Origin of the sequence: Curtobacterium sp. MCSS17_016 (assembly GCF_003234255.2) — a bacterium.
GTDB lineage: Bacteria > Actinomycetota > Actinomycetes > Actinomycetales > Microbacteriaceae > Curtobacterium > Curtobacterium flaccumfaciens.
On the sequence record NZ_CP126254.1, the window covers coordinates 787149 to 799026 of the forward strand.

The window sequence follows — 11878 nt, forward strand, 5'->3', positions numbered from 1 at the left end:
AGGATGCGTTCTGCGGTCAGACCCACCCTCGGTCCCAGGCCACGGCGGCGGCTGCGACGCGGTTGTCGACGTGCAGCTTCGCGATCGCCGACGACAGGTGGTTCCGGACCGTGCCGTGCGCGAGCGAGAGCTCCCGGGCGATCTGCTTCGTCGCGAGCCCGTCACGGGTGCAGCGCAGGACGTCGGCCTCGCGCGGGGTGAGCGGGCTCTCGTCCTCGGTGAGCGCGGCCGCCGCGAGACCGGCGTCGATGTACCGCTCGCCCGCCGCCACGTCACGGATGATCTCGGCCAGCCGGGCGGCCGGCGTGGACTTCGGGACGAAGCCGCGGACCCCGGCGGACAGGGCACGCCGGAGGGTCCCCGGCCGCGCATGGCGGGTGACGATCACGGTGGGCATCGCGTCCGACAGTGCACGGGCGGCCTCGATGCCGTCGAGGACGGGCATCTCGAGGTCGAGCAGGACGACGTCCGGCCGGTGCGTCCGGGCCCCGGTGACCGCTGCTGCACCGTCGGCGACGTCGGCGACGACCTCGAGGTCGGGTTCCAGGCTGAGCAGGGCGACGAGCGCGCCACGGATGAGTTCCTCGTCGTCGGCGATGACGATCCTGATCACGGGCGCACCGCCGCTCGTGCAGGTACCGGGATGCGCACGAGGAGGGCGAACCGGTCCTCGCTCCGGTCGACGTCGACCGTCCCGCCGTGCGTCGCGACCCGCTGTCGGAGCCCGTCGATGCCGGTGCCGGTACCGTGTCGTCCGGACGACCGCGGTGCGTCGTTCGCCACCGTGAGTCGCCAGGCGTCGCCGTCGGGCAGCAGCTCGATCGACGCGGTGCTGGCGTGGCTGTGCCGGATGGTGTTCGTCGCTGCCTCGCGGATCGCGACGGCGAACAGTGCGCCGACCGCGTCGGGCATGCCGGCGGTCTCGAGCTGCACCCGGCAGCTGACCCCCGCCGACCGCAGGACGGCTGCGGCGTTCCGGGCCTCGACCGCCACCGTCACGGTGCGGTATCCGCCGACGAGCGCGCGGGTGTCCTCGAGTGCCTCCTGTGCCACGGTCCGGATGTCGGACAGCTCACTCCGGGCACGCTCGGGGTCGGCGTCGAGCAGCCGTTCGGCGAGCTCGCTCTTCAGGGCGATGACCTGCAGGTGGTGGCCCTGGATGTCGTGCAGGTCGGTCGCGAAGCGGAGCCGTTCCTCGGCGACTGCGAGGTCGGACGCGGTGCGACGAGCGGCTTCGAGCCGGAGCACGACGCGGTGGATCCACACGACGCTCAGCGGCATCAGGGCGAAGAGCGCGAGGGTCCCGACCAGGACCAGTTCGGATGGCTCGGCACGGGCGTCGGCCGCCCCGACGAGCAGGACGACGGTGCCGGCGAGCACGGTGACCCGAGCCCACCCGCGCAGCATGCAGCCGACCGTGCCGCCCGCGATCGCCAGGGTGAACGACCACGCGGAGCCGGTCGCCGACGGAACCAGCGCGACCACCCACGTGGCGACCGCGAGCACCAGCAGGGCGAGCACGGCCGGGTGGCGTGCCGACGCCGCACCGGCGGGACGGAGCAGCAGTGGGATCGATGCGAGCGCCGCCACCATCGCGGCGACGGTGAGCACGACGAGCACGGGGGTGCGCGCTGTCGGCGGACCGTCGGTCCCGATCAGGACCTGCGCGCCGCCGCCCACCAGCACCACGAGCCACAGCGACGCGACCGAGGACCAGCGGACCACCCGGACGTCGGCGTCGGCGCGGGGCCGCTCCTGCCCGGGATGCGTCACGCGCCCAGGGTAGCGAGGGTCGCGTCGGTGTCCCTGGCGATCCGTTCGGACAGCGTGTGGTGCAGGTAGTGGTCGCCGACCAGCCCGATCACCCGGCCGTGGTCCACGCTCGCGGCCTGGCGCTCGTGCAACCGGACCCAGTTCGGCACGTCGTTGTCGTTCGTCCGCACGAACAACAGCACCGGCAGGTCCGCGGGGAACCGCGAGTCCTCGACGGACCGGAAGTTCTCCGGCGCGTGCCGCATCTCGTCGATGATCGTCGGGGCGGCACCGTTCTTCGCCGAGAGCAGCTGCATCTGGCGCCTCGTCGCGTCGTCGTAGGCATCGCCGTACGTGTCCGAGGACGCTCCACCGAGAGCGCGCAGCAGACCGAGTCGGTCGAGGGCGACGATCGCGCCGGTCGGGATCGGCTCGTCCCAGCTCGACTGTCGCGGCACACTGCTGTCGATGCCGACGAAGGCGGTCACCTCGTCGCGGTACGCCTTCGTGTAGGGCAGGGCGTAGATGCCCGCGACCGAGTGGCCCATCAGCACGTACCGGTCGACGTGCAGGTGCTGCAGGGCCTCGTGGACCTCGCGGGTGATGTTCGCGGCGGTCCGCGGGACGTCGGTCTGGTCGCTCAGCCCGGTGCCGAACGGTTCGACGGCGACGACCCGGTGTGTCCGGGCGAGCTGGTCGATGAGCGGCCCGAAGTCGAGTCCGGGGGCGGCGGTGCCGAGCCCGGGCAGGAGCACGATCGTGCCGGTGTCGGACGTGTTGCCGGTGCCGCGGACGACGACGTTCATCCGCTTGCCGTCCACGGGAACACGCTCGCCGTAGTCGTCGATCTCGGACGCTTCGACGTGGGTCGCGACGACGTTGACGACCGTCGTCGTCGCCAGGGCGAGGACCGGGACCGCCACCAGTGCGCCGAGGGTGATCAGGGTGATGCGCAGGGACTTCCGCACGGTGCTCGTCTCGATCGGGCCGCGCAGGGTGCGCGCGGCGGGTCCGATCAGTCAAACGGCGCGGGGCGCCGCGCGGATGTGCCCCGGTGTCACGATCGACCGTGACGGATGTCATGGTCGATCGTGCCGCGGCCAGCTCAGGCGAGCAGCTCGCAGAAGTTCCGGCCCTCGGCCGTCCAGCTCTGCCGCGCGACCAGTCCGGCTTCCGCCGCGTGCCGGTGCAGGGCATCGAGGCCGACCTCGGCCCACGGGAACCCGGCGCTCTCGTTGCCGTCGGCGTCCACCACCCGCGCGGTGTACACGCGGTCGGCCGTGACCTCGGGGTTCGTCTCCACGATGACCCGGCCGCCGGCTCGTACGATCTCGCGGCAGCGGGCGAGCAGGGCTGTCGGGTCGCCGCCGATTCCGATGTTGCCGTCGATCACGAGCGCGGTGTCCCAGTGGCCCTCGTCGGGCACGGCGTCGAACACGGAACCCTGCAGGGCGGTGCCGCCGGAGCGCTGCGCGATGGCGACGGCCTCGGCGGAGACGTCCACGCCGAGCGCCGGGATGCCCCGGGAGCGTGCGGCGACGAGCATCCGGCCCGGGCCGCAGCCGATGTCGATGACGCCGCCGTCGACGTCGTCGAGCAGCGAGCGGTCGACACGGTCGGCGGCGGCGCTCCAGCGGCCGACGTCCATCGTGGTGACGGCGTCGGGACGGTCGGCGTCGGTCAGGCGCAGGTGGCCGTCGGTGCGGAGCGCACGGGCGTACGGCTCGCCGCCGCCGGCACCGAACGAGACGGGTGCGTGCATGGTCATCGGGTGCTCCCCACGGTCTCGGCACGGAGTGCCCGGGTGAAGTCGGAGTCGGGTGCGAGGTCGGCGACCCGCTCGGCGTCCGGCATGGTGTCGACGTCGAGCAATTCGCCGAGCACGCCCACGTCGAGTCCGGCGTCGGTCAGGCGTGCGAGCTGCACGGCTCCGGTGTCGTCGCGCGACATGGGGACGCCGCGCAGCAGATCGCCGGTGGGCTGTCGGAGGTACAGCGACCAGAAGCCGCCGTCCTCGGCCGGGCCGAACCAGGCGTCGCGCTCGGCGTCGTCGAACACCGGTGCGAGGTCCGCGGTGGACACCTGCGGGGTGTCCATGCCGACGAGCAGCAGCGGACCGTCGACGGCGTCGAACAGGAACCCGAGGCGCTCGTCCAGGCCGCCACCGGGCTGGTGCAGCACCTCGAACCCGTCGGCCGCGGCGGGCACGACGTCGCCGTCGAAGAACAGGACCCGGCGTGCCGCGGGCAGTGCGCGGACGGTCGCCAGGGTGTCGCCGAGGCTCGCGGACGCGACGCGCGCGGCGCCCTCGGGGGAGAGCGCCGGCGTCAGCCGGGTCTTCACCTTGCCGGGCAGGCACTCCTTCGCCACGACGGCGACGGTGACGTCGGTGCGCGAAGCGTCGCTGGCGTTGGTGGCGGTCACGAGCGGGCCTCCTCGACCACGGGGGTGGACTCGGCCGCCTGGCGGAGCGGTCCCGGCGCGACGACCCGGACACGGGCCTCCCGGCGGTACGCACGGAGCAGACGGGACATGTCCCGCACCGCGTTGATCGTGCCGCGGAGCGTGCCGGTGACCTTGCTGTCGCCGATGCGCTGCGCGTACCCGATGTCGGACTCGTCGACGCGCCAGCCGGCGGCGTGCGCGGCCAGGACCATCTCGAGCGGGTAGCCGCTGCGGCGGTCGCGCAGGTCGAGGGACACGAGGTCCTCGCGGCGCATCACGCGCATCGGGCCGAGGTCGCGCAGGCGGTAGCCGGTCGCGCGGTGCATGAGGACGGCGAGGACGCGGTTCGCGAAGCGTGCGTGCGGAGCCCACGCACCGCGGCCGGTCGGGACGCGGCGGCCGAGTGCGAGGTCGACGCGGCCGCTGGCCACGCGGTCGACCAGGGGCGGGAGCTCGGCGGGGTCCATCGAGGCGTCGGCGTCGCAGAACGCGACGAAGTCGGCGGTCGCCGCGGCGACGCCGGCGGCGCAGGCCGAGCCGAATCCCTTGACCGGTTCCGTCACCACGAGGGCGCCGTGGGCGCGGGCGACGTCGGCCGATCCGTCGGTCGATCCGTTGTCGACGACGATGGCCCGGTAGCCCGTGGGGAGCCGTGCGATGACCTTCGGCAGGGCGTCCGCCTCGTCGAGGCACGGCAGGATCACGTCGACAGTCATGTCCGTCATTCGGTGCGGTCGGTCGGATCGACGGGTCTGTCCTGGCATGCACTCGACACAACACGACGACGCGCGGCGGGGTACAGGAAACTGCCGGGTCCTGGTCGTTCAGCGCGTCTGGTTCGCGGACGGTCCCCAGAACGGGGGACAGGGTGCGTGTGTGGGTCCGCGAGTGGTTGCGCAAGACGACGTCGTGTCGTCGAGACGCCGCCGAATGCGGCGGCGTCTCGCGAACCTGGGGGCGTGGTGCCGACACGACGGCGTCTTGCGTGGCCCTGGGGGCGGGGACTGCGGACGGGAGGCGCGGGGCGGCGCCGTCACGGGCCTCCCGTCCGGTGGCTGGTCGCGCTCTCAGGCACGGCCAGCGGTGCGCCGCTCGCGCACGCGTTCCGGCTAGCGGACGGCGCTGCGGAGCGGAGCCGTCGCGAAGTCGCGCATGCCGGCCTCGAAGTCGACCTCGGCGTGCCAGCCGAGCTCGGCGGCGATGCGTGCCGAACTCGCGGTGACGTGGCGGACGTCGCCCAGGCGGTACTCGCCGGTGACGACCGGCTGCGGGCCGTCGGGTCCGGCGATCGCGGCGGCCATGTCTCCGATGGTGTGCACGGTGCCGGAGCCGACGTTGTACGCGCGGAACGTGTCCGACGGCAGGTCGGCGGTCGCCGCGATGGAGGCAGCGTTCGCGCCGGCGACGTCGTCGACGTGCACGAAGTCGCGTCGCTGGGCGCCGTCCTCGAAGACGCGGGGTGCCTCGCCGCGGGCCAGTGCCGAGCGGAACAGGGAGGCGACACCGGCGTAGGGGGTGTTCGCGGGCATGCCCGGTCCGTAGACGTTGTGGTACCGGAGCGCGATCGCGCGGCCGCCCGTGGCACGGGCCCAGCTCGAGGCGAGGTGCTCCTGCGCGACCTTCGTCTGCGCGTAGACGTTGCGGGGGTCGAGCGCGGCGGACTCGTCGATCAGGCCGGGCAGCAGGGGCTGACCGTCGGGGCCGATCGGGTCGAAGCGGCCGGCGTCGAGGTCCTCGCGGCGGCGGGCCGGCGGACGGGTGGGTTCGCCGGAGGCGGTGGTGTACGCGCCCTCGCCGTAGACGACCATCGAACTGGCGACGACGAGCCGGCCGATGTCGTGCCGGTCCATGCCGGCGAGGACGTGGGCGGTGCCGGCGTCGTTCGACGAGACGTAGTCGGGGGCGTCTTGGAAGTCCACGCCGAGGCCGACCTTGGCCGCCTGGTGGCACACGACGTCGATGCCGTCGAGGGCGGCGTCGAGGGCGACCCGGTCGCGGACGTCGCCGTGCACGAACGCGATGCCCTGCTGCTGGTGGGCGCGGATGACCTCGGCGGGGTCGCCGTGCACGTCGTCGCGCAGGGAGTCGAGGACGCGGACCTCGTGGCCGTCGGCCAGGGCGCGGCGGACGATCGCGGAGCCGATGAAGCCGGCGCCGCCGGTGACGAGGAGGCGGCTCATGCGGTGGCGCCCGTGGTGGCGGTGGCGGCGGACTGGGCCTTCGTGGCGGTGACACCCGTGGTCGGCTGGGCCTGCATGATGCTTGCGCTCGCGCTGGTCGGGACGAGTTCGCGCGGGGTGAAGTCGGCGGGGATCGCGGCGACGATCTGGCCGATGGCGCGGACGATGACCTCGTTGGCGCGGGCGAGGCGTTCCATGACGAGCGCGTGGGTGACGACGGCTCCGGCGTCGTCGACGTCGGGGCCGCTGGCTGCGGCTGCGGCGGCGGCCTCGTCCTCGGTCGGGGCCAGGCCGGCGTCGGCGTCGGTCACGAACGACAGGTTCACGGTGGCGATGCCGAGTTCGGCGGCGAGCGGGACCTCGGGCGTCATCGTCATGTTGACGGTGTGGCCGCCGGCCTGGCGGAGCCAGACGGACTCCGCGCGGGTGGAGAACCGGGGGCCCTGGATGACGACGCAGGTGCCGGTCGGACGGAACGGCACGTCGAGTCCGGCGACGGCGTCGATCGCCGCGCGCCGGAGCGTCGGGTCGAACGGGTCGGCGAAGGACAGGTGCTGCACGTCGTCCTCGAAGAACGTGTCGGCGCGGCCCCAGGTGCGGTCGATGAGCTGGTCGGTCACGACGAAGGTGCCCGGGGCGTAGTCGGGGTGCAGGCCGCCGACGGCGCTCGAGGACACGATCGCGCGGACGCCGAGCGAACGGAGCGCCCAGACGTTCGCACGGTGGTTGATGCGGTGTGGGGCGACGGAGTGCTCACGGCCGTGGCGGGTCAGGAACGCGACCCGTCGTCCGGCCATCGTGCCGATGCTGATCGGGCTCGACGTCGGGCCGAACGGGGTCGGGACGTCGAGCTCGTCGGCGGTGCCCTCCTCGAACAGCTGGTAGAGGCCGGAGCCTCCGATGACACCGATCGTCACGGCTTCGTCGTTCTCCACAGGTCCTCCGGTTGGTCGTCGGCGCGGGCTGCGCGCTGGCTACGCTACTGACGGCGCCACCGGGCGAACCGGGAGCGGCGCCACCAACCCCCTGTTCGGAGGCACCTGTGCGAACGATCGGTCAGCACCGCGACGACCTGGCGGCGTTGCTCGCGCCGGTGGTGGCGGGCCTCGGAGCAGAAGAACTGCCGCTCGACGAACTCGCCGATGCCGGTGCCGGGTTCGCTCACCGCGTGCTCGCGGCGGCCGTCCTCTCGCCCGTTCCGCTGCCGCCGTTCGACAACAGTCAGATGGACGGGTTCGCCGTGCAGGCCGCGGACGCGGGGCAGGCCGTCCGGGTCGTCGCACCCATCCCGGCCGGCGTGGTGCCCGAACCGCTCGAGCCCGGCACGGCCGCGCCGATCATGACCGGTGCACGGATCCCGACCGGCGCCGACGCGGTGTTCCCGGTCGAGGCGACCGAGCCCGGTGCGTTCCCGGCGGCGCTCGAGCTGCCACGGGTGACGGTGCCCGCCGACCTGACCGCCGGCACCTTCGTGCGGGTGACCGGCAGCGACCTGCCCGCCGGTGCCGAGCTCGCTCCGGCCGGTTCCGCCGTCACGCCGGCGCTGCTCGGCGCGCTGGCTGCTGCGGGGGTGACGACCGTGTCGGTGCGCCGACCACTGCGGGTCCTCGTCGTGTCGACCGGGTCCGAGCTGCAGGGTGCCGACACGGATGCGGCGACCATCGGCGACGCGAACGGCATCGCGCTGCGGGCAGCCCTCGCCCAGGTCGGTGCGGACTCACGGGCCGTCCGGGTGCCCGACGACGTCGATGCCTTCGACCGGGCGCTCGATGCAGCCGTGGGGGACTGGGCCGACCTCGTGCTGACCACCGGGGGCATCAGCGCCGGGGCGTACGAGGTCGTGCGACAGGCGCTCGAACCCCGGAGGCTCGCGGTGACGCCGGTCGCGATGCAACCGGGTGGGCCGCAGGCGTTCGGCAGCGTCGTGTTCGGTGCCGGTCGCGCCGTGCCGGTCGTGTCCTTCCCCGGCAACCCGGTGTCGGCGCTCGTCTCGTTCGAGGTGTTCCTGCGCCCGCTGCTCGCTGCCGCCGTCGGGCTCGTGCCGGACCGGCCCACGCAGGTCCTGCCGGCGGCGTCCGCTGCCGGTTCACCCGTCGGCAAGCACCAGGTCCGTCGCGGCCGGGTGCAGGACGGTGCCGTGCACTTCGTCGGTGGCCCGAGTTCGCACCTGCTCGTCCACTACGCCGCCGCCACCCACCTGGTGCACGTCCCCGTGGGGGTCGACGCCGTCGAGGTCGGCGACCCCCTGACCGTCTGGAGCCTCCGATGACCGACCCGTCCGCTGACCAGATGCGGTCCGAACCGACGCCGACCGACGAGTTGTCGCACGTCCGCGCTGACGGCACCGCGCACATGGTCGACGTCTCCGCGAAGGACGTCACCGACCGGTCAGCCACCGCCACCGCCACCGTCGTCACCCGTCCCGACATCGTCGTACGCATCCTCGACGGCTCGCTGCCCAAGGGCGAGGTCGTCGGCACCGCCCGCATCGCCGCGATCATGGCGGTGAAGAAGACCTCCGACCTCATCCCGCTGTGCCACCCGCTGCCGATCGCCGGCGTGCAGGTCGACATCACCGGCACCGACGACCGCGTGCTGATCGAGGTGTCGGTCCGCACGACCTCCCGCACCGGCGTCGAGATGGAAGCCCTGACCGGGGCGAGCGTCGCCGCCCTGACGGTGTACGACATGGTGAAGGCCGTCGACCGGGCGGCCGTGATCACGGACGTGCGCGTGCTCGAGAAGCACGGCGGGCGCTCCGGGGACTGGAGCAACCGATGACCGCCGAGCCGACCAGGGGCCGGGCCGCCGTCGTCGTGGTGTCCACGCAGGCCGCCGCCGACCCTGCACTCGACCGCACCGGATCCGTCATCGCCGACTGGCTGCGCGACCACGGGTTCACCACGAGCGACCCGATCATCGTCCCCGACGGCGGCGCGATCACCGAGACCATCACCGCGGAACTCCTGGCCGACGCCCGGGTCGTCATCACCACCGGCGGCACCGGGGTCACCCCGACCGACCGGACCCCCGAGGCGGTGGCGGGGCTGATCGACCTCGAACTGCCCGGCATCACCGAGGAGATCCGTCGACGCGGACTCGCGGGTGCCGGCCCCACCGCCCTGCTCACCCGCGGCGTCGCCGGGGTCACGAACGCCGGCTGTCTGCTCGTCACCCTGCCCGGGTCGCGCGGTGGGGTGTCCGACGGACTCGCCGTGCTCGACGGAGTACTCGACCACGTGGTCGCACAGGTGCACGGCGAGGGCCACGCCCCGCGGAGCGCCTCGTGAGCACCACCGAGGCCGCCGCACGGGTCGTGCTGGCCGACGTCGTCGACCGCGACATCAGCGTCGACGAGGTCGCAGCCGTGGTGGCCACCGAGCAGGACGGCGCCGTGGTGACCTTCGCCGGCATCGTCCGTGACCACGACGGTGGCAAGGGCGTCACCACGCTCGACTACGAAGGGCATCCGAGTGCCGGCGAGGTCATCACCGAGGTCGCCCGGACCATCGCCGAGGACCACCCCGACGTCCGGATCGCCGTGCTGCACCGGGTCGGGGCGCTCGGCATCGGGGACGTCGCGCTCGCCGCAGCGGTGTCGTCGTCGCACCGGGCGCAGGCGTTCGCCGCGTGCGGTGCCCTGGTCGACCTCGTGAAGGAGCGCGTGCCGATCTGGAAGCACCAGCGGTTCACCGACGGGACGGACGAGTGGGTCGCGGCGCTGTGACGTCTGCCGAACGGTCGAATGTCGAATGTCGAACCGACGGTGGTGGAACGCCGGTGGGCCGAGTCCGAGCAACGTGCTCGCGCCGTCTCGGCGCAGCCCCCGGGTGCTGTCCTGCAGGTGCGTTGGTTCGTCCTGGCGATCGTGCTGGTGTTGGTGGTGCTCGGCGTCGGGGCGATCGTCCTGCCCGCCGGCTCCGACGCTCGTTTCACGCTCTCGGCCGTGGTCGCTGGACTGGGCTTCGTGGCCGGTCTCAGTGAAGCCGTCCAGGTCAGCATCCGCCGGAGACGGAACGGCGTGGCTGCTCGGCCGGTGGCGGTGCTCGCGCCGTTGCAGCAACGCGAGCAACGGGCGGTGACCGCGGCCGCGACCGGGCGGCGCGCTGCCCCCACCGACCGGCTGGCGATCGTGCGGGCTCGGGCCGTCGAACTCACCGACGGCACCGGGATCCAGCTGACCGCGGGCCTCGTGGTCGTGTGGGCGGCCGTCGCGTTCTCCGGCGTCACGCTCTGGCCCGTCTACCTGGCGGGTGGCATCGCCGCCGCGGGGCAGTTCGCATGGACGGCACGGTCCGCGGTGCTCGCCCGCCGGTACCTCGACGCCCACCCTGTGCACCTTCGCAACCGGGACGCTCGTTCGGGGCATGGTGAGACTCCAGGCGGATCCATAGAATCGCGAACATGAGCGTCTTGCTGCCCGGGATCACCGTCATCCTGCTGGTCTTCGCCCTGATCGACATCCTGACGAAGACGGATGACCAGATCCGCGGCCTGCCGAAGATCGCGTGGGTGATCCTCGTGATCCTGGTGCCCGTCGTCGGCAGCATCGTCTGGTTCGCCATCGGCCACGACTGGGCTCCGGGCGAACGGAACCACGGTCGCTACATCGAGCCGACCCGCCACGAGGACCGGTACGCGACCCTCGGCGACGCCCGCAGTGCCCACGGCGCCAAGCGCGTCACCGGTACCGAGCAGGAGCTCGCCGAGCTCGAGCGCGAGATCGAGTACTGGGAGGCGCAGGCCCGCCTGAAGCGTGCCAAGGAGGCCGCGGGCGAGGGTGACACCGCCCCCGCGAGCTGACCCGGGCCTCCAGGCCGAAGCGCCAGCGCGCCGACGAACCGTCGCACCGGGCGCGGTCTGTCGACTGGTGCGAGGTTGCGCGCTCCGTGTGCCGCTACAGGCTCGCACCGAGCGGGCAACCTCGCACCACTCGAACAAGCGCGCACCGTGCGACCAGAGCCGGCCGGCCGAACACCCGAACCACCCGCCCCGCACCCACCACCCCGCCGCGACACCTACCCTTGACGCGTGGCACATCTCCTCGGCGCCGAGAACCTGCATCTCGAGTTCCCCACCAAGGTCGTCTTCGACAACGTCACCCTCGGCATCGACGAGGGCGACCGGATCGGCGTCGTCGGCCGGAACGGCGACGGCAAGTCGACCCTCCTCGCACTGCTGTCCCAGCGCCTCGAGCCGGACGGCGGCCGCGTCACGCACCGCCGCGGGCTGACCATCGGCTACCTGGACCAGCGCGACATCCTGCCCGAGGGCGCGACCGTCGGCAGCACCGTCGTCGGCGACCTCGAGGAGCACGAGTGGGCCGGTGACCCGAAGATCCGCGACATCATCGGCGGTCTGGTCTCGGACATCCCGTGGGACGTCAGCGTCGACGAGCTGTCCGGTGGGCAGCGTCGTCGTGTGGCACTCGCGCGGCTGCTGGTCGGCGACTGGGACGTCCTGTTCCTGGACGAGCCGACCAACCACCTGGACGTCGAGGG

General features: G+C 73.1%; 14 protein-coding genes and 1 pseudogene. 7 read left to right on the forward strand and 8 right to left on the reverse strand.

The features are described from left to right. Window positions 1-16: 16 nt before the first annotated feature. The 8 genes from DEJ19_RS03855 to DEJ19_RS03890 all read right to left on the reverse strand — a co-directional run bounded on the left by DEJ19_RS03855 (window position 17) and on the right by DEJ19_RS03890 (window position 7312). On the reverse strand, window positions 17-613 hold the full coding sequence (locus tag DEJ19_RS03855; protein WP_111234076.1) for a response regulator transcription factor: 597 nt from the start codon (window positions 611-613) through the stop codon (window positions 17-19). Beyond that, window positions 610-1773: a sensor histidine kinase gene (locus DEJ19_RS03860; RefSeq protein ID WP_111234075.1), complete on the reverse strand. Its 1164-nt coding sequence runs from the start codon at window positions 1771-1773 to the stop codon at window positions 610-612. The genes DEJ19_RS03855 and DEJ19_RS03860 overlap by 4 nt, the downstream gene beginning before the upstream one ends. Further along, window positions 1770-2720, reverse strand: a complete 951-nt coding sequence (locus DEJ19_RS03865; protein WP_181441621.1) for an alpha/beta hydrolase — start codon at window positions 2718-2720, stop codon at window positions 1770-1772. Before DEJ19_RS03865 ends, DEJ19_RS03860 begins: the two co-directional genes overlap by 4 nt. Before the next feature lie 137 nt (window positions 2721-2857). Next, a complete protein-coding gene (locus DEJ19_RS03870) occupies window positions 2858-3520 on the reverse strand; it encodes a class I SAM-dependent methyltransferase (RefSeq protein WP_071406012.1) in 663 nt (220 codons plus the stop codon). Further along, on the reverse strand, window positions 3517-4176 hold the full coding sequence (locus DEJ19_RS03875; RefSeq protein ID WP_111234073.1) for a TIGR04282 family arsenosugar biosynthesis glycosyltransferase: 660 nt from the start codon (window positions 4174-4176) through the stop codon (window positions 3517-3519). The genes DEJ19_RS03870 and DEJ19_RS03875 overlap by 4 nt, the downstream gene beginning before the upstream one ends. Then, the gene (locus DEJ19_RS03880; protein WP_027465082.1) at window positions 4173-4922 is read right to left on the reverse strand and encodes a glycosyltransferase family 2 protein; all 750 of its coding nucleotides are present in this window, start codon (window positions 4920-4922) and stop codon (window positions 4173-4175) included. The genes DEJ19_RS03875 and DEJ19_RS03880 overlap by 4 nt, the downstream gene beginning before the upstream one ends. Window positions 4923-5306: 384 nt before the next feature. Continuing rightward, entirely contained in the window at window positions 5307-6377 is a 1071-nt protein-coding gene (locus tag DEJ19_RS03885) for an NAD-dependent epimerase/dehydratase family protein (RefSeq protein ID WP_111030820.1), read from the reverse strand. Then, on the reverse strand, window positions 6374-7312 hold the full coding sequence (locus DEJ19_RS03890) for an MTAP family purine nucleoside phosphorylase (RefSeq protein WP_111099969.1): 939 nt from the start codon (window positions 7310-7312) through the stop codon (window positions 6374-6376). The genes DEJ19_RS03885 and DEJ19_RS03890 overlap by 4 nt, the downstream gene beginning before the upstream one ends. Before the next feature lie 107 nt (window positions 7313-7419). On the opposite strand from DEJ19_RS03890, the gene DEJ19_RS03895 reads away from it, so the two are divergent. From DEJ19_RS03895 to DEJ19_RS21995, 7 genes and pseudogenes are all read left to right on the forward strand, one after another. Further along, a complete protein-coding gene (locus tag DEJ19_RS03895) occupies window positions 7420-8646 on the forward strand; it encodes a molybdopterin molybdotransferase MoeA (protein ID WP_111234072.1) in 1227 nt (408 codons plus the stop codon). Beyond that, complete coding sequence (gene moaC, locus DEJ19_RS03900; protein WP_220035344.1) at window positions 8643-9158, forward strand: cyclic pyranopterin monophosphate synthase MoaC; 516 nt, start codon at window positions 8643-8645, stop codon at window positions 9156-9158. Before DEJ19_RS03895 ends, moaC begins: the two co-directional genes overlap by 4 nt. Next, on the forward strand, window positions 9155-9667 hold the full coding sequence (locus tag DEJ19_RS03905) for a MogA/MoaB family molybdenum cofactor biosynthesis protein (RefSeq protein WP_111234071.1): 513 nt from the start codon (window positions 9155-9157) through the stop codon (window positions 9665-9667). The genes moaC and DEJ19_RS03905 overlap by 4 nt, the downstream gene beginning before the upstream one ends. Next, window positions 9664-10104 (forward strand): molybdenum cofactor biosynthesis protein MoaE, encoded by a 441-nt coding sequence (locus DEJ19_RS03910; protein ID WP_111039918.1) that lies wholly within the window; start codon window positions 9664-9666, stop codon window positions 10102-10104. Before DEJ19_RS03905 ends, DEJ19_RS03910 begins: the two co-directional genes overlap by 4 nt. An 18-nt stretch (window positions 10105-10122) precedes the next feature. Further along, a complete protein-coding gene (locus DEJ19_RS03915) occupies window positions 10123-10785 on the forward strand; it encodes a hypothetical protein (RefSeq protein ID WP_111234070.1) in 663 nt (220 codons plus the stop codon). Next, window positions 10782-11180, forward strand: a complete 399-nt coding sequence (locus DEJ19_RS03920) for a PLDc N-terminal domain-containing protein (protein ID WP_042537802.1) — start codon at window positions 10782-10784, stop codon at window positions 11178-11180. Before DEJ19_RS03915 ends, DEJ19_RS03920 begins: the two co-directional genes overlap by 4 nt. A gap of 228 nt (window positions 11181-11408) precedes the next feature. Continuing rightward, a pseudogene (locus DEJ19_RS21995) lies at window positions 11409-11877 on the forward strand (ATP-binding cassette domain-containing protein); the annotation flags it as partial. Window position 11878 lies beyond the last annotated feature (1 nt).

Bases quoted from the DNA above. Each gene is read 5' to 3' on its own strand.
- DEJ19_RS03870 (WP_071406012.1), bottom strand. From the start codon at position 3,520: ATGACCATGCACGCACCCGTCTCGTTCGGTGCCGGCGGCGGCGAGCCG.
- DEJ19_RS03880 (WP_027465082.1), bottom strand. From the start codon at position 4,922: ATGACGGACATGACTGTCGACGTGATCCTGCCGTGCCTCGACGAGGCG.
- DEJ19_RS03905 (WP_111234071.1), top strand. From the start codon at position 9,155: ATGACCGCCGAGCCGACCAGGGGCCGGGCCGCCGTCGTCGTGGTGTCC.
- moaC (WP_220035344.1), top strand. From the start codon at position 8,643: ATGACCGACCCGTCCGCTGACCAGATGCGGTCCGAACCGACGCCGACC.
- DEJ19_RS03920 (WP_042537802.1), top strand. From the start codon at position 10,782: ATGAGCGTCTTGCTGCCCGGGATCACCGTCATCCTGCTGGTCTTCGCC.
- DEJ19_RS03915 (WP_111234070.1), top strand. From the start codon at position 10,123: ATGTCGAATGTCGAACCGACGGTGGTGGAACGCCGGTGGGCCGAGTCC.
- DEJ19_RS03885 (WP_111030820.1), bottom strand. From the start codon at position 6,377: ATGAGCCGCCTCCTCGTCACCGGCGGCGCCGGCTTCATCGGCTCCGCG.